This is a genomic window from Amycolatopsis acidiphila (assembly GCF_021391495.1).
Lineage (GTDB): Bacteria > Actinomycetota > Actinomycetes > Mycobacteriales > Pseudonocardiaceae > Amycolatopsis_E > Amycolatopsis_E acidiphila.
Genome location: NZ_CP090063.1, coordinates 349,652 through 370,410 on the forward strand (window position 1 = coordinate 349,652; position 20,759 = coordinate 370,410).

The window sequence follows — 20,759 nt, forward strand, 5'->3', positions numbered from 1 at the left end:
ATCTCAGTTGAGAGCAGTGCTCTCCCAAGTCGAGGAGATCCGATGGACGAGGTCCGCTACATCCAGCCCCGCAAGGCCGAGCAACTGCTGCACGCCACGGTGCAGTGGTTGACCAGGCACGGCATGAGCCTGATGGGCAGCCGAGTGCTCTACGTCCGCGGCCGGAAGAGTGGCGAGCTGCGGTCGAACCCGGTCAACCTCATGGTTTTCGAGGGCAGCCAGTACCTCGTCGCGCCGCGCGGCACCACGCAGTGGGTGCGCAACCTTCGCGTTGCCGGCGAAGGCGAGTTACGGGTGGGCCGCCGGGTCGAGCGCTTCGAGCCCGTCGAGCTCGGTGACGACGAGAAGCCCGTTCTGCTGCGCGAGTACCTCAAGCGCTGGAAGTGGGAGGTCGGCATGTTCTTCGACGGCGTCGACGCCACCGCCTCGGACGAGAAGCTGCGCGAGATCGCGCCGGGCTACCCGGTGTTCCGCATCCTGCCGGCACGGTGAACGCCTTCAACGGCCGCTACCGCAGGAACCTCCGCAGTTCCTCGACGACCACCGCCGGCTGTTCCTCCGCCACGAAATGTCCGCACTCCGCGACCTCCACGCCGCGGGCGTCGGCCGCGTGGTCACGCCAGATGTCGAGCGTCGGCAGGGTGCCGAGAAGACCGGCCTGGCCCCACAACGCCAGCACCGGCATTGCCAGCTTCTCCCCGGCGGACGCGTCGTCGTGCGCGGCGTCGTCGGGGAAGGAGGCGCGGTAGTCGTCGAAGCCTGCCCGGAGCGCACCCGGCGCGGAGAACGCCTCGATGTACACCGGCGCCGCGTCGAGGCCCTGGCGTTGATAGGTCCAGCGTTCGAAGAAGTAGCCGAGATACGCCGCGATGTTGTGCCCCGCCAGCAACTCCGGCAGATCCGGCTGCAGGTGGAACAGCCAGTGCCAGTAAGCCCCCGCGGCCCCGGCGTCGAGCCGTCGCCACATCTCCCGCGTGGGAATGATGTCCAGCACCGCGAGCCTCGCGACCTCGTCAGGGCGATCGAGCGCCCAGCGGTGCGCGACGCGGCCACCACGGTCGTGCCCGACTACGCTGACCCGCTCGAAACCCAGCTGCCGCACCAGTTCCGACACGTCAGTGGCCATCGTGCGCTTGTCGTAGCCGTGGCGGGGCTTGTCGGTCAGGCCGTATCCCCGCAGGTCCGGTGCGATGACCGTGTAGGTCTCGGCCAGTGCGCCGAACACCTTGTGCCAGCAGTACGAGGTCTGCGGCCAACCGTGCAGGAGCACTACCGGCGGCCCCTCGCCGGCCCGCCGGTAGTGCATCCGTATTCCGTTGACCGTCGCCATGAAGGAGTCCATGGCTCGTTTCTAGTCCTGCCGGTCAGTGCCCGCCGTGGCCCGAACCTCCCGGGTGCAGGTGGAACTTCGCGACCTCGGGCGGGTGCACGACGAACGGCCGCATCATGCCCTCGTCCTCGTGGTCGAGGATGTGGCAGTGGTACATGAACTCGCCGGTCGCCCCCTCGAAGTGCCCGGCGACCGTCACCCACTCACCGGCCTGGACCTGGAAGGTGTCCTTCCAGCCCTCCTCGTACTTCTCGATCGGCCGCCCGTCCGGCGGCGCCTCCAGCGGCGCGGTAGTACCGCCGGCCGCCACGTCGAAACCGGCCACGTTGCCCTGCACCAGCGGGAACTGCTTCCGCGTCAGCAGTTGGAACTGCGTCAGGTGGATGTGGATCGGGTGGGTGGGACCGCCGAGGTGGATCAGGTTCCAGATGGCCCACCGGCCGTGGTCGATGAAGAACGTGGTCGTGTCGTCGAACAGGCTCGCGACCTTCTCGAACGTCCGCACCGCGCCGGTCGAGGGGTCCTTGAGCTGCAGGATCCCCGGTGCGGGCAGCGTGGGCGGCGCCTCGGTGAGTTCGCGCAGCTCCCACATCTGCGGATGCGCCTCACCCGCCGTGCCCGGCGGTACCAGCCCGACGAACACGTGGTCGTGGTCCTCGGGCACCGTCGTGCCGTGCTGCAGCCGGACGTACGACCTCGAGAGCCGCTCCGGCAGCCGGAACGGGTCGTGCCGCGCCGAGTCCTCGACCCGGAACTCCAGCAGGTCCGGCTCGGTCGGGCCCGGCACGCTCGTGTCCGTCAGCCGTAACCGCTTGCCTGCGAAGCGGCTGAAGTCGATCAGCACGTCCGCCCGCTCGGCCGGGGCGAGCGTCAGGCCCGCCGTGGGCAGTTCGGCCGGCGCCGGCAGCAGGCCGCCGTCGGTGCCGATGATCCGGACTGCCTCGTTGTGCTTCACGCCCGCCTCGTCGACCAGGTTGAGCTGGTAGAAGCGCGCGTTGGACGCATTGAGCACGCGGAACCGGTACCAGCGCGTGTCCACTTCGAGGTGCGGCCAGATGACCCCGTTGACGAGGTTGAACGGACCGGTGAACGGGATCGGCGCCCCGCTGGGCGCGACGGCGATCTTGTACAGCAGCCGGCCGGTGAGCGCGCCGGTGACCGGATCGGTGTCGAGGTTGCGGTCACACAGGATCAGCGGGATCTCATGCCTGCCGTGTGGCAGGTCGAGCGCGTCCTCCTCGGCGTCTCGGATCAGGTACATCCCGGCCAGGCCCGCGTGGACGTTGAAGCGGGTCACGGCCATGGCGTGGTCGTGGTACCACATCGTCGTCGACTGCTGGCCGTTCGGATACTCGGTCAGCTGCGCGTGATCCTGCAGGATCGCATTGTGCGCCCAGCCGTCGTTGCCGCCGTTCGTCATCGCGCCGTGCAGGTGCACCACCTGCCACGCAGGCAAGTCGGCCACGCCGTCGATGATCGAGAAGCCGGGCAGCAGGTTGCCCTGGGCGTCGCGGTAGCCGCCGGGCACGTTGCCCGGCGCCTGCGCGATCGGCCCCTGCACGGCGACCAGCGGCATGCGGCCGTCGACGTCGTTGGTCCACGCGACCCGCAACCGCTTGCCGCTGCGGACTTCGATGGTCGGTCCGGGAAACTCCCCCTCGTAGGCCCAGACCTCCGTCTCGGGCAGTTGCGAGTGCAGCCGGACCTGCGTGCGGCGGGCCCGGACGGTGATCTCCTCCTGGCGCCACCACAGATGCGGTCCGATGACCGACGGGATGCGCAGCGGGTCGAGGAACTTGGTGAGACCGAAGTCAGGTGCGGTGACCTGCGTCGGCTGGACGATGACCTCAGTCATCGGTGTCCTCCCTGTTTTTTCACGCAGGGGAGTACCTGTTGCCACGCAACGATTTGCTCCCCCGCCCCCAGTGCGGCCGCCGGGAAGCGGCCGTATTCGGCAAGAGGCGGTCCGCCGCCGCCCAGATACGTGGGGCGGGCTATCCGGCGTGATCGGTGAAGTCGACGAGGACGAGCGCCTGGTCGTCGTGCCGCTTCGGGCGAGGCCAGCGATCACCGTCCGGATCACTGCTCTCGGCTTCCCGTACCGCTTCCAGAACGGCGAGCAGGCCGCGCTCGCGGGCAGTGGTCAGGACGTGCGGCCAGTCGAAGAGGCCGTAGTCGTCGATCCCGACGGACACGCCGTCCGACGCCAGGACCACCGCGTCCAGCGCGGTCCGCGGCCAGCTGCGGCACAGGGCGTATGAGGCCGCCGCGGGATCGGCCTCGGCCACCCAGAACCCCTCCGGCTGGTTGCGCAACGCCTGGACCTCGGCGGTCGTGTTGAGCTGTCCTGCGCCGCGCAGCAGGGCGAGGCGGTCGTCGGTGAGCGGGTCGGCGCCGGCGGGGCCGAACGCGACGATCGGGCTGTCGGCGAGCACAAGTCCATCTACGTGGTCACTGCTCCACCGGAGCATGGCGACTGTGCTCGACGGCGACGCTGCCACGCGCAGGTCGTGCGTTCCCGCGACGGTCGCGATGGCGTCGGCCAGCAACAGCCTCAGGTCCCCGTCCGGCTTCGCCCGCAGTGCGCCGGCCAGTTCCTCCGCGAGCAACCCCGCGTACCAGCCTCCCGAGGGCAGCTCGGGACTCGGCGAGGTGGCGCCGTCCAGCAGTACGACCGCCTGGTCGAGGACGACCACGTGATCCTCGGTGGGCCTGGGCTTCCCGTCGACGCCGACGCCTGCCTGCTCGGCGACCTTGATCGTGGGCACGTCGTGAGCGTACGTCCGTCAACCAAGGTTGACATGGCGATAGTGTCAACGTAAGTTGACACTATGACTGAGGCAACCGACCTGGCCGCCCGCGCGGGCGATCGCGACCCCCGGGTGGGGCTGCGGGCCGTCGCCGCCCTGCGCCGGCTGCTGGAGCAACTCGAGGCCGTGCAGGTGCGCAGCGCGCGTGTGCAGGGCTGGTCCTGGCAGGAGATCGCCGCCGAGCTCGGGGTGAGCCGGCAGGCCGTGCACAAGAAACACGGAGGCAACTGATGTTCGAGAGGTTCACCGGGGATGCCCGCGAGGTCGTCGTCGAGGCGCAGCGCGACGCGGCGGAAGTCGGCGCTGCCGAGATCACGTCCCTGCACCTGCTGGCCGCGATGATGCGGGCGCCGGAGAGCAAGGCGTCACGGCTGCTGACCAGCCTCGGCGTGTCGGTCGACGACGTCGCCGCCGAGGCGGGTCGCGTCCGTCGCCGCGGCGGTATCAGCGAGGCCGACGCCGAGGCGCTGGGCGAGTTCGGCATCGATGTCGAACGGATCATCGACCGGATCGAGGAGGTCCACGGCCCGTCGGCACTGGCGGGTACCGGCCGGAGCGCGAAACGCAAGCACATCCCCTTCGCGGACGACTCGAAGAAGACCTTGGAGCTGACGATCAAGGAAGTGGTGCGGGCGGGCGGGAAGGAGCTGGGGTCCGAGCACATCCTGGTCGCGCTGACCGTCCTGCGCGGCCCCGCCGCCGACGTGCTGGCCCGCTTCGACGTGGATGCCCCCAGGCTGCGACAGGCGCTCTCCTGAACGGTCCGTGGGGTTTGTGGACCGTATGCAGCCCGAGTTCAGCTCTTCATGGCCGGATGGCGCCACACAACGAACGGCAGAAACGCTTGCGTGAGCGGGCCGATCGCGGCGGCGTAGAGCACCGTCCCCACTCCGACGCTCCCGCCCAGCAGCCAGCCCGCCACCAGTACGGCGACCTCGAGCCCGGTGCGGGTCAGCCGGACCGACAGCCCGGTCCGTGCGCTCAGGCCCGTCATCAGGCCGTCGCGCGGGCCGGGCCCGAGGCGGGTCCCGACGTAAGCGGCGGTGGCCAGGCCGTTGAGGACGATGCCGCCGGCCAGCAGTGGGATCTGCGACCAGAGGCTGTGTTGCGGCGGCAGTACCGCGCGCACGAGGTCGACGGTGACCGAGATGACGACGACGTTGAGCACGGTGCCGATTCCCGGCCGCTGCCGCAGCGGGATCCAGAGCAGGAGCACGCCGGCCGACGCGATCGCGACGACCGTGCCGAACGTGAGCCCGGTGCGCCTGGTGAGGCCGTCGTGCAGTACGTCCCACGGATCGAGACCGAGGCCCGCCCTGGTCATCATCGCCATGCTGGCGCCGTACAGCGCAAGCCCCAGTAGCAGTTGGGGGAACCGGCGCACGGGACTGACGCTCACCCGCACCGGATCGAGTTCGATTGAAGCCACTTGACGATAATGCGGCGCCATTGGCCTGGTTATCCAGAGCCAATGTGCAACTATTGGTCTTATGAACACCTACGGCGGGCGGATATCGGGCCAACGGTTGGCCACCTTGCTGGGATCGTGGCGCCGTGGCTCCCGGCAGGGGGCGGTCGCGCTCGCCTCGGCCATCGAGCTCCAGGTGCTCGACGGTCACCTGCCCGTCGGCACCCAGCTGCCGGCGGAACGCGAGCTCGCCGAGGCGCTCGGCGCGAGCCGCACGCTGATCGGCGCGGCGCTGGACCGGTTGCGCGAGAACGGTTTGGTCGCGAGTCGCCGCGGCGCCGGGTCGTGGGTCACGTCGCCGCGCAGCGAGGGCTCGGCGCCGATCTACCCGACGGAAACCGAGGACATCGACCTGGTCTGCGCCTCGGCGCCCGCGGTCCCCGGCATGATCAATGCCGTCGACGCCGCGCGGCGGCTGCTGGTCGACGAGCTCGGCGGCACGGGCTACGGCGAGCGCGGTCTGCTCGTGCTGCGGGAGCGGCTCGCGCAGCGCTACACCGAGCGTGGCCTGCCGACGTCGCCGGCGCAGATCATGATCACCAACGGCGCGCATCACGCGTTCGTGCTGGCACTGCGGATGCTCGCCAATCCCGGGGACCGGGTGCTCGTCGAGCAACCGACGTATCCGAACACGCTGGAAGCCATCCGCGCCGCGCACGCACTGCCCGTACCCGTCGCGCTCGGCGAGGACGGGTGGGACTTCGAGGGCATCGAAGCGGCGCTGCGGCAGGCGGCGCCGCGGCTGGCGTACCTGATCCTCGACTTCCACAACCCGACCGGCCTGCGCATGGACGACGCGGGCCGGGAACGGCTCGCGGCGCTGCTGACGAAGGCGCGGACATCGGTGGTCGTCGACGAGACGCTCGTCGAGCTGGACTTCACGAATGCTGTCGCGCCAAGGCCTTTCGCCGCCGGGGACTGGTCGATCCTCGTCGGCACGTCGTCGAAATCGCACTGGGGCGGGTTGCGCATCGGCTGGATGCGCGCGTCGGAGGACGTGCTGGCGCGCCTGTCCTCGGCGCGGTTCGGGCTCGACCTCGGCTCGCCGGTGTTCGAGCAACTGGTGCTTTCGGAGCTGCTCGCCGATCCGGAGCCGTTGCGCCGCCGGCGCGAAGGCATTCGGCAGCAACGGGATGCGCTCGCCGACGCCGTCCGCGCCTACTGTCCAGAGTGGACATTCCGGTTCCCCGGCGGTGGTTTTTGGTTGTGGTGCAAGCTTCCGGAGCCGATGAGCACCCGGCTGGCGGTCGCCGCGGCGAGCCGCGGCGTGCTGCTGGCGCCGGGCTCGCGCTTCGGCGCCCACGGCGGCCTCGAACGCTGGATCCGCCTGCCGTTCTCGCAACCGCCCGACCGCCTCGACGAGGCGATGCGGCGCATCAGCCTCGCCGCGGAATCAGTCCGAGGCGGCACGCAGGCCGTCCCCGTGACATGAGAACAGCCGGTGCGCCGGATGAGTCGCTCCAGGGAAAGAGGTGGTCATCCGGCGCACCGGCTGTCGTTGCGCCGCCCGGGCCTGCCGGCACCGCCCCTCGACGTGCCGGCAGACCCCGCGGCTAGGCGCGCATCGGGCAGTTGCCCCTGCTCGGCGCGGTGAGCAGGAGCGCCCGAGGCGTGCCCGATTCCGGCGTCGCGGGGGCAACGCGGCGCCGGAACCCGAGCCCGAACCGGCCGGGCGCGATCGGCCGGTCGGGAAGCATGGTGGTGTGCACGAAAAAGCCCCTCGGTCAAAGGAATGCCCGCGAAGTTGATCTTGTTTTGGGCGCGGGTCGCCTGCGGAACCGAGGCGGGGTCAGTCAGGAGAGGTGGTCGGCAACGCCGCGTCACGGCTGTTGTCGACCTGCGCGTGCCGGCGGGGAACGCCGATCGACGCGAGTTGTGCGACGCCGGTGCGGGCACCGAGGATCGCCGGCGAGTGCTTGGAGTTGCCGCCGCCGTCGTGTGCGGCGACGGCGCTACAGGACTGACCACCCGGCGCGCTCGGCGCCGGCACGGGCTGGTTGTTCTTTGCCTGCACCAAGTGGTCGGAGGCCGGCGCCTGCGTCTTCGGCGCGACGGCGGGCGAGGGCAGCTGATCGTGTTTCACCGGTTGCTCGGCCACGACCGTCGCCGGCAGGGCCGGCGCGCTGCGCGGAGCCGGAGCGGCGGCCGGCACCGTCTCCTGCGGCACGGTCGCGATGCGCGTCTCGGTCTTGGTCACGGTGCTCGCGGTCGTCTCCTGCTGCTTCGGAGCCGACGTGAGCGGCGCGATGAGCGTGGAGGCGACCGGCTGGACGACGGCGTCGGTCGTCGCCGTCACGGTGGTGGTGAGCGTGTCGACGCTGCTGGTGACAGTGTTCACGGTCGTGTTCACCGTGGTCGTGACCTGGTCGACGGTGCTCACGAGGGTGGTCAGCGTGGTGTCGAGCAGACCGCCGAGGAGCCCGCCCTGCGCGGGAGCGTGCTCGTGATGCTTCGCGGGGGTGTACTGGTCCCCCTGCGGTGCCTCGTCGGCGGACGCGGTGAGGCCGCCGAGCAGTCCGGCGAACAGCCAGCCGGCGACGGCGAAGCCCGCGGCCAGGAGCACCTTGGCCCAGAGCGGGACGGCGCGGTGCGTGGCTTCTGCGTCCGTCACCGCCATCACCACCATCCGGGCCTCGGCTCAGTCCGGGTGAGCTCTGAGTTGATCTTGTCGACGTGTCATTCGACCTGGTCATCCACCACGTGGAGCCGGCCCATTTCTAGCATCGCTGGCGAGTGTTTCACCTCGAAAGCTTCCGATCCACCCCAGACGGCCGAAAAGAGCTACCGGCTTGCGTGCATCTAACCAGAGAATGATCACTCTGGGTATCGCACTTTGCAGCGCCGATGTTGCACGGCGCCTGAGTATGATTACTCAACTATGGACTGACCTGCGTCTTTGCGGAGCCGTGCTGCGGTCCGTCGCGTCGTAACTCCGTGGAGTGGCGAAGCGGCGAGACGGAGACGCGGACGATGGCAGAACTCGATTTCGGCGAGTTGCTCAGCCGGGCGGCGGAGGGTGACGAGGTGGCGTGGCGCATTCTCGTGCGCGCGCTTTCCGCCCTGGTGCTGAGGATCGCCCGGTCCTACCGGCTGGGTGAGGCCGACGCTTTCGACGTCTGTCAGAGCACCTGGCTGAAGCTCGCGCAACTGCCCACCGGCCTGCGTGACCCGGCGCGCCTTCCATCCTGGCTCGCGACGACGGCGCGGCGCCAGGCGCTGCGGATCCTGACCGCGCGCCGCCGCGAGATTCCCTGCGCCGACCAGGAACCGCATGACGCGGAGCGGTCGCCGGAGGCCGCGACGCTGACCGTGGAACGGGACCGTGTGCTGTGGCAGACGATCGAGCGCCTGCCGGAACGGCACCGCGAGCTGATGCACCTGCTCGCGGACCCCGCAGGGCTCACCCACGTGGAGATCGCGGCGAAACTGGGCGTCGCGCCCGGCACGATCGGCCCGCTCCGCCGCCGTGCGCTCGACCGGCTCCGCCGTGCCCTGGAGGCGCAGGGCTACGACCACGCCTGACGCACACAGACCGCGTGCGAACGCGGCTCCGCTCGTGAAGCCTCGCCGGATCAGCGCAGCTTGTGCAGTCGCGTGATGCCCTCGTCGAGCACTTCGTCCCGCTTACAGAAAGCGAACCGCAGTAGGTGCTTCCACTCGTCCGGGTGATCCGTGAAGACACTGACCGGAACGGCCACCACCCCGACGCGTTCGGGCAGCTGCCACGCGAGCTGGGTGGCGTCCGAATAGCCCAACGGCCGGACGTCCGCGCAGACGAAGTAGGTGCCCAAGCTCGGATGCACGGTGAACCCGGCCTCCACCAGCCCGGCCGACAACCGGTCGCGTTTGACCGCCAGTGACTCCCGGAGCCCGTCGACCCAGGCCAGCTCGTTGTCCAGCGCGTGCGCGACCGCCGGTTGCAACGGTCCGCCCGACACGAAGGTGATGAACTGCTTCGCCGCCTTCACCGCTGCGACCAGTTCGGGCGTCGAGCAGACCCAGCCGATCTTCCAGCCCGTGCAGTTGAACGTCTTGCCCGCACTCGAGATCGACACCGTCCGGCTGCGCATGCCCGGGAAGTCGGCCAGCGGACGGTGCTCGGCGTCGTCGTACACGAGGTGCTCGTACACCTCGTCGGTGATCGCGATGATGTCGTTCTTCACGCACAGTTCCGCGATCGCCGACAGTTCGGCCTCGGTGAACACCGTGCCCGTCGGGTTGTGCGGGGAGTTGACCAGGATCGCCCTCGTCGCGGGCGTGACCGCGGCCCGCAGCGCGGGCACGTCGAGCAGGAACCGGCCGTCCGCGCCTTCGACGAGGGAGACCACCCGCCGCGTCGCGCCCGCCATCGCGACCGCCGCCGGATACGAGTCGTAGTACGGCTCGATCACGATCACCTCGTCGCCCGGCTCGGTCAGGGCGAGCACGGCCGCGGTGATGGCCTCCGTGGCGCCGGCCGTGACGAGGATCTCGGTGTCCGGGTCGTACTCGAGCCCGTAGCGCGCCCGATGCCGTGCGATCGCCGCCCGGAGTTCGGGACGGCCCGGACCTGGTGGGTACTGGTTCGCCCCGCCGTACAAGGCGTTCTTCGCGGCTTCGAGCATGCCCGCGGGACCGTCGGTGTCCGGGAAGCCCTGGCCTAGGTTGATCGATTCGGTGCGGACCGCGAGCGCCGTCATCTCGGCGAAGATGGTCGAGGTGAAGGGTCGCAGGCGAGGAACGAGAGCTGGTACGCGCATAATTCCCGATCCTCACGGACAATGGGGGTGTGGAGCAAACAACCCTCGCCGACCCACCCGGTGGCCTGGCCGACGAGCAGGCCAAACGGCGCGGGCTGCGCAAGATGAAACTGGTCGCCCTGTCCTTCCTGGTCGGGGCGACGGTCGTGTTCGCGCTGACCAGCTGGGCCGAGGCCGCCGGCTGGTCCGGCTGGGTCGGGTACGTCCGGGCCGCTGCGGAGGCCGGCATGGTCGGCGCGCTGGCCGACTGGTTCGCCGTGACCGCGCTGTTCCGGCATCCGCTTCGGATCCCGATCCCGCACACCGCGATCATCCCGCACAAGAAGAACGCGCTGGGCAGCAGCCTGGGCGACTTCGTGGGCGCGAACTTCCTGTCCGAGCAGGTGGTGCGGGACAAGCTGCGCCGGGCGGAGATCTCCCGACGGCTGGGGGAGTGGCTGTCCCAGCCCGACAACGCCGAGCGCGTCACCTCCGAACTGGCGACGGTCGTGCGCGGCCTGGTCACGGTGCTCCGCGACGAGGACGTGCAGGCCGTGATGGAGCAGGCCGTCGTGCGCCGGGTGGTCGACCAGCCGTGGGGGCCGCCGCTGGGCAAGTTGCTCGAGCAGGTCTTCGCCGACGGCGCGCACTACAAGCTCGTGGACCTGATGTGTGACCGCTCGTACGAGTGGGTGCGTGACAACCACGCCACCGTGCTGCGCGTCGTGTCCGAACGCGCGCCGACCTGGTCGCCGAAGTTCGTGGACGCGATGCTGGCGGACAAGGTGTACGGCGAGGTGCTGTCGTTCGCGTGGGCGGTGAAGACGGACGTGAACCACCCGATGCGGCTGGCGCTGGACAAGTTCCTCGGCGAGTTCGCGCAGGACCTGCAGAAGGACGCCGACACCATGGCGCGCGCGGAGCAGGTCAAGCAGCAGATCCTCGAGCACCCGGACGTGCAGAAGCTGATCGGCTCGGCGTGGACCACCGCGAAGGGCATGCTCCTGGCCGCGGCCGAGGACCCGTCGAGCGAGCTGCGCCGCCGGGTGCGCGAAGGCCTGTGCTCGCTGGGCGAGCGCCTCATCACCGACGAGGGTATGCGGTCCAAAGTGGACGGCTGGGTCGAGGGCGCGGCGGCGTACCTGGTCACCAACTACTCGAGCGAGATCACCACGATCATCACCGACACCGTGGAACGGTGGGACGCCGAGGAGACCTCCCGCAAGATCGAGCTACAGGTCGGCCGGGACCTGCAGTTCATCCGCATCAACGGCACTGTCGTCGGCGCGCTCGCGGGCCTGGTGATCTACTCGATCGCGACCGCGATCTTCTAGAGCAGCACCCACCCGCCGTCGACGCACAGGGTCTGCCCGGTCATGAACCCGCTGTCCGGGCTGAGCAGGAAGCTGACCGTGCCGGCGATGTCGTCGGCCAGGCCGCGGCGTTGCAGCATCTGGTTGTCCAGCACGCGCCGGCTCACGTCCTCCTGGTCGGGGAACGACTCCAGCTCCTCCTCGGTCTGGATCGCGCCCGGCATGACGGCGTTGACCCGGATGCCGCGGGAGCCCAGCTCGCGGGCGAGCGCGCGGGTGAAGCCGAGGATGCCGGCCTTCGTCGTCGTGTAGTGCAGTGACTGGGGGGCGCCGAGCTTCGCCTGCACGCTGCTGATGGTGACGATCGCGCCGCCGTCCTGCCCGTGCGCGCCGCCGAAAGCCCGGCGGCAGCACAGGAACGCACCCTTGAGGTTCACCTCGGACACCTTGTCCCAGGCCGCTTCGCTGATCTCGTCCCACGGCAGCCGCCCGGTGGCGGCGGCGTTGAGGACGAGCGCGCTGACCGGTCCGAGCTGCTGTTCGCAGTCGCTGAACATCTCGTCGACCGCGTCGGCGTCGGTTATGTCCGCCGCGAAGACGGCCGCCTCGCCCCCCGAGGACCGGATGTCCTCGGCGACCTCCTTGGCGTGCGCCAGCATATCGCCGTCGGGATAGCTGTTGATCGCGACGGCCATGCCGTCCTTGGCCAGGCGGCGGGCCGAAGCGGCGCCGATCCCGCGGGACGCGCCGGTCACCAGTGCTACGCGCATGGGACACCTCCGGAGAAGCGATGGGGAAGAAGACCGCGGGCGGGTACCGGGGCGGCATAGAGCAGGCCGCCGGTGCCATCGGTGTCGGCAGTCGTGATGTACAGGGTGGACAGGTTGGGGCCGCCGAAGGCGCAGCTCGTCGGGCAGGTCGCAGGCACTCGGACGACCGCAGTCGTCTCGCCGGTCTCCGGGTCGATGCACCACACCTGGCCCGATCCCCAGACCGCGAGCCAGATGTCACCGCTCTCATCGACCGTCAGGCCGTCGGGCAGGCAGGGCCCGTCGGGCAGACGCCGCACCAGCCGTGGCATGTCGAGCTCGCCCGAGTCGAGGTGGAACTCCCAGGCCGTGACGGTTCCGGCCGTGCTGTCGACGTGGTAGAGCTCGTCTCCCGCCGGGGACCAGTCGATGCCGTTGGACATGGCGAGCTTTTCCAGATGTGTCGTGACTCCGTTGCCGTCGAGGCGGTACAACGCCCCACGCCGGCTGCCGTCGCGGACGGCGGATCCGGCCCAGCAACGGCCTTTCGCGTCGATACCGCCGTCGTTCATCGAAACCGGTGCCGCCACGACATCTGCGAACTGCTCGACCCGGCCGGATTCCGCGTCCAGCCAGCCGAAGCCGTTCGTCGTGACGGCCAGCAGTTCCGCGCCCGGGCCCAGTTCCACGGCTGTCACCCGGGTGGAAAGCCCGACGCAGCTGTGCGTGCCGTCGGGATCGAGAGTGTGCAGCCGCTGCCCGGCAACGTCGAGCCAGCGCAGGCCGACCCCCTCGGCCCAGAGGGGCGACTCGCCCAGCTCGGCCTTCGCCGTTGAAACAGGACTGGCCTCGATCACGACTTCGCAGGGAGACGGTCCGGCCAATGTCACCACCCTGGTCGGTTTTCTCAGTGAAATCAGAGTTTCACGCTAGCAGAGGGGCGACGTAATCCACAGGGGTTGGCGGCTGGGCCGCTCGGGTGAATGTGTCCACCTGGTATGACCTGCGGTTTCGCCAGGTTGTCCACAGTTAGAAGGGTTATCCACAGGCCCGTCTGTGGGTAACTCGTTCGGGGTCAGTTTCGCTCACGCCATGACCGGGCCTTCTGGCGATTCCCGCAGACGCGCATCGAGCACCAGGTCCGCGAGCGGTTGCGCGACTGGTCGAAGAAGGCCCACCGGCAGTCGTCCGCCGGGCAGATCTTGACCCGGTCCCATTCGCCGAGCACGGCCAGCCGGGTGGCGGCGGCCAGTACGGCGCCGACCGCTCCCGGCGCGGTCAGGGCCGGAGCGTCGGCCGCGAGTTCGATCTGGACGGAAACCGTGAGTGGCTTGGCTTCGGCGTCGGGGTCGCCGACCGCCGCACGCAGTGCTTCGCGGGCGACACGAGCCTCGTGCAGGGTGTCCGCGGCGAGCCGGCGCTCTGCGGCCCACTGACGCCAGGTCGCGGCCTGACGCAGCACGTCGGTGTCCTCGTCCACGTCGAGGGTGTTGAGGAAGTCCACGACGAGCGAGGCATCCGCGGATGGGCCGGTCACTTAACCAGTGTAGGGCGAATGCGGGTTGCGCCCGGTTTGTCGTAACCCGCATACTCCCCTTCACTGGTTATCGAGAGGAGTGGACATGAGTGAGATCCCGACCTTCCGCTGCGTCGTCCTCGACTGCCCCGATCCGCGAGCGCTCGCGGATTTCTACGCCGCGCTGCTCGACTGGGGCGAGCCCGAGGCGGATCCCGACGGGCACTGGGTCGATCTGCCCGGCCCGGGCGGCGTGAAGATCTCCTTCCAGTGTGTCGAGAACTACCGCCCCCCGCAGTGGCCGGGGCAGGACGTGCCGCAGCAGTTGCACCTCGATCTGGGCGTCACCGACCTCGTCGCCGGCCGGGAGCGGGCGCTTTCGGTGGGCGCGAAACTGCTCGACGACCGGGGCACGACCTTCCACGTCTACGCCGATCCCGTGGGACATCCGTTCTGCCTTTGTGCCTGCTGAGCGACTATGCACACGGTGTATAGACAGGCGCTATACACTGTGTGTATAGTGCCGGGCATGTCGATCGGACACACACTTCTCGGCCTGCTGGAAAGCGGGCCACGGCACGGCTACGAGCTGAAGCGTGCCTATGACGAACGCTTCGGCCTGGAGCGCCCGCTGCACTACGGGCAGGTCTATGCGACCCTCGCGCGGTTGTTGCGCAACGGGCTCGTGACGGAGTCCGGAGTGGAGCCGGGCGGCGGGCCGGAGCGCAAGAGCTACGCGATCACCGATGCCGGCGTGACGGACATCGAGAAGTGGCTCGGCACGCCCGAGAAGCCCGAGCTCTACCTGCAGAACACGCTGTACACCAAGGTCGTTCTGGCGTTGTTGTCCGGCCGCGCCGCCGACGACGTGCTCGACACGCAGCGGGCGGCGCACCTGAAGACCATGCGCGAGCTGACCGCCCGCAAGACGAACGGCGACCTGGCGGACGCCCTGATCTGCGATCACGCCCTGTTCCACCTGGAAGCGGACCTGCGCTGGCTCGAGCTCACGGCCGCCCGACTGGGCGAGCTCGCCGAGGAGGTCCGCACGTGATCGACCTGACCGGCGTCACCACGGAACCCTCCCGCCCGGTTCGCCGGGGCTTCACGAGTGCCGGCACCAGCATCGAGGTGGCGTCACCGCGTCCCGAGCTGTCCTCCCCCGAGCCTGCCAGCCTCGAGGAGGCAATCGCATGACCTCCCTGCTGACGGCCGCCGCACTGCACAAGTCGTTCGGCCCCACCGAGGCCCTGATCGACGCGAGCTTCGAGATCGACGGTGGCGAGGTGGTCGCCGTGATGGGGCCGTCGGGCTCCGGCAAGTCGACGTTGCTCCACTGCCTGGCCGGCATCGTCCGTCCCGACGGCGGGTCGGTGCTCTACCAGGGCAAGGACCTCGCCGACCTGTCCGACGCCGAGCGCACCGCCCTGCGCCGGGACGAGTTCGGGTTCGTCTTCCAGTTCGGTCAGCTCGTGCCCGAGCTCAGCTGTCTGGAGAACGTGGCGTTGCCACTGCGCCTGGCGGGCATGCGCCGCAGGAAGGCCGAAGCCATCGCGACCGAGACAATGGCGCGACTGGAGGTCGATGCGCTCGGGCCCAAACGGCCGGGTGAGGTGTCCGGTGGCCAGGGGCAGCGCGTCGCGATCGCCCGCGCGCTGGTCACCGGGCCGAAGGTGATCTTCGCCGACGAGCCGACCGGCGCGCTCGACTCCCTCAACGGCGAGCGCATCATGCGGCTCCTGGTGGGCGCGGCCAAGGATTCCGGCGCCGCCGTCGTCCTGGTCACCCACGAAGCGCGCGTCGCCGCGTACTCCGACCGCGAGGTCGTCGTGCGTGACGGCAAGACCAGGCAGCAGGTGGCGGTGGCGTGAACCGTCTCATGGACCTGGCCCTCGGGGTCCGGCTGGCCGTCGGGGGCGGCCGGACCCTGAAGGCGGCACTGCTCCGGCTCGTGCTGACCACCATCGGGATCGGCCTGGCCACAGCGGTCCTGCTGCTGGTGGTGACAGCGGCATCTGCCCTGAGTGACCGCGGGGACCGGCTCGCGGCGCGGGAGCCCGACACGACGGCGACCCAGGCCACCCCGCTCTACCTCGTCGGCGGGCAGCAGGTCGACTGGGACACCACCGTCGACTACGTCGAACCAGCCGGGCCCGGTGCGCCCGTCCCGCCGGGTCTCGCGGCGCTCCCGGGCCCGGGCCAGATCGTCGTCTCCCCGGCGCTCGCGGCGAAGATCGCGGCAGATCCGAAGACCCGCGCGATGTTCAGCCAGCAGATCGTCGGCACCATCGGCCGGGACGGGCTGGCGGGGCCGAACGAGCTGCGCGCGTACGCGGGTGCCACTGGGCTGCGGACCTCGCGCGACGTGGAGTCCGTGTACGGCTTCGGCAAAGCGTCCGGCGTGGAGAACCTGCCACCACAACTGATCATGCTCGGCACGATCGGCGTACTGGTCCTGCTCATCCCCATGCTCGTCTTCGTCGCGAGCTCCAGCCGGATCGCCGGTGCCGAACGGGAACGACGGCTGTCCGCGTTGCGGCTCGCCGGCGCCGGTGCCGCCCAGGTCCGGCGGATCGCAGCCGCGGAGGCCCTGGTCGGAGCCGCGTTCGGTGCATTGCTGGGATTGCTGCTGTTCCTCGTCGTGCGGCCGTTCGCGGCGAGCGTGGAGGTGTCGGGGGTGGCGGTGTTCCCCGCCGACTTCGTGCCGATGTGGCAGCTGGTGGTCGTCGTCTTCGTGCTCATCCCGGTCATCACCGTCGGCACGGCCTGGCTGGGGCTGCGCGGGCTGATCGTCGAGCCGCTCGCGGTGTTCCGCCGGTCCACGCCCGTCCGGCGCCGGTTGTGGTGGCGCCTGCTGCTCGTCGTGCTCGGCGTACTCCTGCTGCTCCCGGACAAGCTGTTCGGCATGACCGCCCGCCCGAGCGCCCTCCTGCCGTTCGTCCTGCTCGGCACGGTCCTGCTGCTGATCGGCGTGCCGACGTTCCTGCCGTGGGTCACCGAGCGCGTGGTCGGCCGCCTCCGCGGCGGCTTCCCGGCGTGGCAGCTGGCAGTGCGGCGGCTCCAGTTGGACAGCGGCACGCCGAGCCGGGTGATCGCGGGCGTCGTCGTGGTGCTCGCCGCGGTGATCGCCCTGCAGACGCTGCTCGGGTCCGTGAACGCCAACGCCCAGCAGGCCAACGCGAGCTACTACGACCCCACGGTCGCGATCATCTCCGTCGATCCCTCGGCTCGGGACGAGGCAATCGCCGCTGTCGGGAAGGCTCCCGCCGTCAAGGGCGTGTATCCCGAGAACTGGGTCTCGCTCGGCGGACCGAGCGGATCCGCGAGCATGATCGTCGCGCCGTGCCCGCTGCTCGAACACGACTATCGCCTGCCGAGCTGCTCCGACGGCGACGTTTTCAGGTTGAACGACTCGCCACCCGGCGCGTCTTACCAGGTCCGGGAGGGGGAGGGTGGGTCCTTCACCGTCCCCGCGGCCGTCAAGACCGCGCACTCGGCCGAGTCGAGCGCGGAGGTGGACCTTCTTGCCACGCCAGGTGTCGCACCCGGCGTCCCGGTCGGCTACCTGGACCTGAAGGCGCTGATCGATCCCACGGTGCCGGATGGCTTCGATCAGCTACGGGCCGCGGTGGCCACGCTGGAGTGGCGGGCGTCGGTGGTCGGCGGCCCCGGAGCGGACAGCACCGGATCCGAAACCGTCCAGGCCATGCAAGGGCTGCTCTACGCGGGTGCGCTGCTGACCATGGTGCTCGCGGGGATCAGCATGCTCGTGATGATCGTCGGGCAGATCAGTGAGCGGCGGCGGCCACTGGCGGCGATGAGTGCCGCCGGTGTGTCGCGGGGCGTCCTCGGCCGCTCCCTGCTGTGGCAGAACGCGATCCCGGTCGTGTTCGGAGTGCTCGTCGCGGTCGGCGCGGGTGTCGGGATCGCGGCACTGATGCTGCGGGTGCTCGCATCTGACGTCCACCTGCTGCTCAACGGGCCGTTCATCGTGTTGATGGCCTGCGCGGCGGTGGTACTGGTGGTCGCCGTGACGGGAGCCGCGCTGCCCGGGCTGCGCTCGGCGACGAAGCTGGAGGCGCTGCGGATGGAATGATGCGTACTCTGGCAGAGTGATTTGTCCGAAATGTCAGAACGTGATGCGAACCGTCGACAAGAACGGCGTGCACCTCGAACAGTGCGAGGGGTGCCGGGGCATCTTCCTCGACCGCGGTGAGCTCGAGCAGATCGCGGGAGCGGAAAGCGCTTACTACGGCTCTCCGGCACCGTATCCGGGGCCGGCCCCCAGCGGGGTGGCGCCGCCCTACCGGGGTGGCCACGATGATTCGCCCGGTCCGTACCGCGGGCACGGTGACTCGCCGCGCCCGTTCCGAGGTCACAGTGATTCGCCGAGGCCGTACCGCGGCGGCTATGGCGACTCGTCCCGGCCGTACCAGGGCGGCGGCGCGTACTACGGCGACTCGCCGCGGCCCTACCGAGGGCACCGCAAGCGCAGTTTCCTCGAGAACCTGTTCGACTAGATGCTCGACCCGCGGATCTGCCCGGCCTGCGGTGACCGTGCGGACGTACCGCTCGTCGAGGGGACGACGAGGATGTGCGACCGCTGCGGTCACCGCTGGCCGTTCCGGCGGCTGCCACTGTTCGCGCTGACCGGACCCAGCGGCGGTGGGAAATCCACGGTCGGTCCGGCGCTGGCCGCGCGCCTCGCCGGCCGGGCCGTGGTGCTCGAACAGGACGTGCTGTGGACCGCCGGCCTGCGTGACGACGTCGACGGCCACCCGGCCTTCCGGGCCACCTGGCTGCGGATGGCCGCGATGATCGCCCAGAACGGCCGGCCCGTCGTCCTGTGTGGCACCGTCGTGCCGCCCGAGTTCGAGGCGCTGCCCGAACGCGCGTTGTTCTCGGACATCCACTACCTCGCCCTGATCGCCGAACCCGAGGTGCTTGCTGAACGCCTCCGCGCGCGTCCGGCCTGGCGTGAGTGGGACGAGCCACGCATTGCCGAAACCCTCGGGTTCAACGACTGGCTCCGCAAGCACGCCGAGGTCCTCCAGCCGCCCGTTCGACTCTTCGACACCAGCGCTACGCCCCTCGAAGCTTCCGTGGACCACACGGTCTCCTGGTTCGACGACCTGTCTACTGTGGACCCGGTTCACGAGTCGACGTGGCGTCGCACCCGATCGGAGTAGCCGATCGGCCACTCGCGCCCAAACCGCGGGAACGCCGCCCGGATCGTGACCCAGGTCTCGCCCGAAGGTTGCAAGCAGGGCGCTTGCAGCAGCTAGCAGTTGGGCGTACATTGAGAGATGTCGCGAGGAGATGAGCCGGATGGCAGACGAGGGAGACAACCTCGACAGCTCGCAGGCGGGGCCGATGGAGAAGGTCGGTCACATCGCTTCCGACATCGGCGAGTACATCCGCCAGCAACGCAGCAACGCGAAGATCTCGTTGCGGCAGCTGTCGAAGCTCGCCGGAGTGTCCAACCCGTACCTGAGTCAGATCGAGCGGGGGGTCCGCAAGCCGAGCGCGGAGATCCTGCAGCAGATCGCGAAGGGTCTGCGGATTTCCGCCGAAGCGCTCTACGTGCAGGCCGGCATCCTCGATCTGCCCACCGGGGGACCGGTGCCGGACGCGGTCCGCGCGGACACCGAACTCACGGAGCGGCAGAAGCAGGTCCTGCTCGATGTGTACGAGTCGTTCCGCCGCGAGAACAACCACAGCAACTCCACCACGCCAGACCTTCCCACGAAGGAGAGTGAACATCATGCCGAGCACCCGGACCGATGACGTGCGCAAGGTCGTGAACAGCGCTGTGGAGCAGCTCCGCACGCCGCTGCTCGCCGCGCTCGGCGCCGGCAACCTGGCCGGCCAGGCGGTCTCCGAGGCCGTCGGCAAGGCCAAGGAGCGGGTCACCGAGAGCGGTGAGGTCGCGCGCAAGAACATCGAAGAGCTGCCCACCGAGGTGACCACGCTGCGCGAGAAGCTGGACCCGGTCGAGCTGCGCAAGCTGGTCGACGACTACACCGAGGCCGCGCTCAAGCTGTACAACAAGCTGGCCGAGACCGGCGAGCAGGCCTGGGACAAGTTCCTCGCCGAGCCGCGCGTGAAGGCCGTCCTGGACCAGGTCGAGGGCGTCAGCACCGAGGCCCGCGAGAAGGTCGAAGAGGTCCTGGGCCTGGCCGCGAAGAAGACCCGCACCGGTGGCGCGAAGGTCGCCGTGGAGAGTTCCGAGGTCGCCTCGAAGATCGAGGACGCCGAGGAGACCGTGGCCCCGAAGGCCGCGCCGAAGTCCACTCCGGCCAGCAAGCCGGCGAGCACCACCCGCCGCACCACGACGACGGCGGCGAAGAAGCCCGCCAGCGGCTCCACCACCCCCAAGAACAGCAAGTAAGCAGTTCTGTCCGGACGGTCCGGTCGGCGCATCCCGTGTGCCGGCCGGACCGTTCGTGGCATTCTGGTCACAGGGGACAGGTCAGGCGGGGGCGAAGGGACGTAGGCTGGACAGGTGCCGTTCATCGCGCAATGGATCATGCTGGTCATCGGTTGGGCCGGGACCCTCGCCGGGCTCGCGGCCTTCTTCCACGCCCTCCTGCAGCGATCGGACGCGTTCACCGCGGCGGACCGCAAGACCAAACCGATCTGGCTCGCCATCACCGGCGCCGGCACCGTGGCCATGGGCCTGTTCGGCTTCGGCGGAGCGGGCACCCTGTTCTGGCTCGCCGGGATCGTCGCGGTCCTGGTCTACCTCGTCGACGTGCGCCCGAAGCTGATCGAGGTCCAGCGCCGCGGCAAGAACTGGTAGCCGCCGGCACCGCCCTTCAGGGACGCGTTGCGCACCGCGGCTAATCTCGGTGC

General features: G+C 69.8%; 26 protein-coding genes. 16 read left to right on the plus strand and 10 right to left on the minus strand.

Translation table 11 applies throughout. The features are described from left to right. Positions 1-42: 42 nt before the first annotated feature. Positions 43-492 (plus strand): nitroreductase family deazaflavin-dependent oxidoreductase, encoded by a 450-nt coding sequence (locus LWP59_RS01775; RefSeq protein WP_144632942.1) that lies wholly within the window; start codon positions 43-45, stop codon positions 490-492. 16 nt (positions 493-508) lie between these two features. Here the strand turns inward: LWP59_RS01775 and LWP59_RS01780 are convergent, their stop codons facing one another. From LWP59_RS01780 to LWP59_RS01790, 3 genes are all read right to left on the minus strand, one after another. Next, the gene (locus tag LWP59_RS01780; RefSeq protein WP_144632945.1) at positions 509-1,342 is read right to left on the minus strand and encodes an alpha/beta fold hydrolase; all 834 of its coding nucleotides are present in this window, start codon (positions 1,340-1,342) and stop codon (positions 509-511) included. 22 nt (positions 1,343-1,364) lie between these two features. Further along, positions 1,365-3,185 carry a multicopper oxidase family protein gene (locus LWP59_RS01785; protein ID WP_144632947.1) on the minus strand — a complete coding sequence of 607 codons (1,821 nt, stop codon included), beginning with the start codon at positions 3,183-3,185 and terminating at the stop codon, positions 1,365-1,367. Positions 3,186-3,324: 139 nt separating this feature from the next. Continuing rightward, positions 3,325-4,098, minus strand: a complete 774-nt coding sequence (locus tag LWP59_RS01790; RefSeq protein ID WP_144632949.1) for a hypothetical protein — start codon at positions 4,096-4,098, stop codon at positions 3,325-3,327. Between the two features lie 63 nt (positions 4,099-4,161). Between LWP59_RS01790 and LWP59_RS01795 the strand changes: the two genes are divergently transcribed. Both LWP59_RS01795 and LWP59_RS01800 read left to right on the plus strand, forming a co-directional pair. Next, positions 4,162-4,371: a helix-turn-helix domain-containing protein gene (locus LWP59_RS01795; protein ID WP_144632950.1), complete on the plus strand. Its 210-nt coding sequence runs from the start codon at positions 4,162-4,164 to the stop codon at positions 4,369-4,371. Continuing rightward, on the plus strand, positions 4,371-4,898 hold the full coding sequence (locus LWP59_RS01800; protein WP_144632952.1) for a Clp protease N-terminal domain-containing protein: 528 nt from the start codon (positions 4,371-4,373) through the stop codon (positions 4,896-4,898). The genes LWP59_RS01795 and LWP59_RS01800 overlap by 1 nt, the downstream gene beginning before the upstream one ends. Positions 4,899-4,936: 38 nt before the next feature. Here the strand turns inward: LWP59_RS01800 and yczE are convergent, their stop codons facing one another. After that, complete coding sequence (yczE, locus tag LWP59_RS01805; RefSeq protein WP_229857973.1) at positions 4,937-5,569, minus strand: membrane protein YczE; 633 nt, start codon at positions 5,567-5,569, stop codon at positions 4,937-4,939. Between the two features lie 61 nt (positions 5,570-5,630). Here yczE and yczR point away from each other — a divergent pair, with 61 nt between their 5' ends. Next, positions 5,631-7,040 carry a MocR-like transcription factor YczR gene (gene yczR, locus LWP59_RS01810; protein WP_186383023.1) on the plus strand — a complete coding sequence of 470 codons (1,410 nt, stop codon included), beginning with the start codon at positions 5,631-5,633 and terminating at the stop codon, positions 7,038-7,040. Between the two features lie 121 nt (positions 7,041-7,161). Here the strand turns inward: yczR and LWP59_RS01815 are convergent, their stop codons facing one another. Both LWP59_RS01815 and LWP59_RS01820 read right to left on the minus strand, forming a co-directional pair. Beyond that, complete coding sequence (locus LWP59_RS01815; RefSeq protein WP_186383024.1) at positions 7,162-7,317, minus strand: hypothetical protein; 156 nt, start codon at positions 7,315-7,317, stop codon at positions 7,162-7,164. An 80-nt stretch (positions 7,318-7,397) separates the two neighbouring features. Further along, positions 7,398-8,219: a hypothetical protein gene (locus LWP59_RS01820; RefSeq protein WP_144632956.1), complete on the minus strand. Its 822-nt coding sequence runs from the start codon at positions 8,217-8,219 to the stop codon at positions 7,398-7,400. A 359-nt stretch (positions 8,220-8,578) separates the two neighbouring features. On the opposite strand from LWP59_RS01820, the gene LWP59_RS01825 reads away from it, so the two are divergent. Next, entirely contained in the window at positions 8,579-9,130 is a 552-nt protein-coding gene (locus LWP59_RS01825) for an RNA polymerase sigma factor (protein ID WP_144632958.1), read from the plus strand. 50 nt (positions 9,131-9,180) lie between these two features. Here LWP59_RS01825 and LWP59_RS01830 read toward each other — a convergent pair whose 3' ends face one another. Continuing rightward, positions 9,181-10,347: a pyridoxal phosphate-dependent aminotransferase gene (locus LWP59_RS01830; RefSeq protein WP_144632960.1), complete on the minus strand. Its 1,167-nt coding sequence runs from the start codon at positions 10,345-10,347 to the stop codon at positions 9,181-9,183. 29 nt (positions 10,348-10,376) lie between these two features. On the opposite strand from LWP59_RS01830, the gene LWP59_RS01835 reads away from it, so the two are divergent. Continuing rightward, complete coding sequence (locus tag LWP59_RS01835) at positions 10,377-11,660, plus strand: DUF445 domain-containing protein (protein WP_144632963.1); 1,284 nt, start codon at positions 10,377-10,379, stop codon at positions 11,658-11,660. Here LWP59_RS01835 and LWP59_RS01840 read toward each other — a convergent pair. The 3 genes from LWP59_RS01840 to LWP59_RS01850 form a co-directional block, all read right to left on the minus strand. Next, positions 11,657-12,409, minus strand: coding sequence for an SDR family NAD(P)-dependent oxidoreductase (locus LWP59_RS01840; RefSeq protein ID WP_144632965.1), 753 nt, complete (start codon positions 12,407-12,409; stop codon positions 11,657-11,659). The genes LWP59_RS01835 and LWP59_RS01840 overlap by 4 nt on opposite strands. Continuing rightward, positions 12,400-13,272, minus strand: coding sequence for an SMP-30/gluconolactonase/LRE family protein (locus LWP59_RS01845; RefSeq protein ID WP_186383025.1), 873 nt, complete (start codon positions 13,270-13,272; stop codon positions 12,400-12,402). Before LWP59_RS01845 ends, LWP59_RS01840 begins: the two co-directional genes overlap by 10 nt. Before the next feature lie 191 nt (positions 13,273-13,463). Beyond that, positions 13,464-13,925, minus strand: a complete 462-nt coding sequence (locus tag LWP59_RS01850; protein WP_144632969.1) for a CGNR zinc finger domain-containing protein — start codon at positions 13,923-13,925, stop codon at positions 13,464-13,466. Positions 13,926-14,010: 85 nt separating this feature from the next. Here LWP59_RS01850 and LWP59_RS01855 point away from each other — a divergent pair, with 85 nt between their 5' ends. From LWP59_RS01855 to LWP59_RS01900, 10 genes are all read left to right on the plus strand, one after another. Further along, complete coding sequence (locus LWP59_RS01855) at positions 14,011-14,376, plus strand: VOC family protein (RefSeq protein ID WP_144632971.1); 366 nt, start codon at positions 14,011-14,013, stop codon at positions 14,374-14,376. 57 nt (positions 14,377-14,433) lie between these two features. Beyond that, entirely contained in the window at positions 14,434-14,958 is a 525-nt protein-coding gene (locus LWP59_RS01860; RefSeq protein WP_144632973.1) for a PadR family transcriptional regulator, read from the plus strand. Next, positions 14,955-15,101, plus strand: coding sequence for a hypothetical protein (locus LWP59_RS01865; protein WP_186383026.1), 147 nt, complete (start codon positions 14,955-14,957; stop codon positions 15,099-15,101). Before LWP59_RS01860 ends, LWP59_RS01865 begins: the two co-directional genes overlap by 4 nt. After that, positions 15,098-15,775 (plus strand): ABC transporter ATP-binding protein, encoded by a 678-nt coding sequence (locus LWP59_RS01870; protein ID WP_144632975.1) that lies wholly within the window; start codon positions 15,098-15,100, stop codon positions 15,773-15,775. Before LWP59_RS01865 ends, LWP59_RS01870 begins: the two co-directional genes overlap by 4 nt. Further along, positions 15,772-18,000: an FtsX-like permease family protein gene (locus tag LWP59_RS01875; RefSeq protein ID WP_144632977.1), complete on the plus strand. Its 2,229-nt coding sequence runs from the start codon at positions 15,772-15,774 to the stop codon at positions 17,998-18,000. The genes LWP59_RS01870 and LWP59_RS01875 overlap by 4 nt, the downstream gene beginning before the upstream one ends. Positions 18,001-18,043: 43 nt before the next feature. Further along, a complete protein-coding gene (locus tag LWP59_RS01880; RefSeq protein ID WP_229857981.1) occupies positions 18,044-18,424 on the plus strand; it encodes a TFIIB-type zinc ribbon-containing protein in 381 nt (126 codons plus the stop codon). Continuing rightward, positions 18,425-19,093 carry an AAA family ATPase gene (locus LWP59_RS01885; RefSeq protein ID WP_144632981.1) on the plus strand — a complete coding sequence of 223 codons (669 nt, stop codon included), beginning with the start codon at positions 18,425-18,427 and terminating at the stop codon, positions 19,091-19,093. A gap of 184 nt (positions 19,094-19,277) precedes the next feature. Then, positions 19,278-19,691 carry a helix-turn-helix domain-containing protein gene (locus tag LWP59_RS01890; protein ID WP_144633067.1) on the plus strand — a complete coding sequence of 138 codons (414 nt, stop codon included), beginning with the start codon at positions 19,278-19,280 and terminating at the stop codon, positions 19,689-19,691. After that, positions 19,669-20,295: a hypothetical protein gene (locus LWP59_RS01895; protein ID WP_144632983.1), complete on the plus strand. Its 627-nt coding sequence runs from the start codon at positions 19,669-19,671 to the stop codon at positions 20,293-20,295. The genes LWP59_RS01890 and LWP59_RS01895 overlap by 23 nt, the downstream gene beginning before the upstream one ends. Positions 20,296-20,409: 114 nt before the next feature. Then, a complete protein-coding gene (locus LWP59_RS01900; protein WP_144632985.1) occupies positions 20,410-20,706 on the plus strand; it encodes a DUF2516 family protein in 297 nt (98 codons plus the stop codon). Positions 20,707-20,759: the final 53 nt, after the last annotated feature.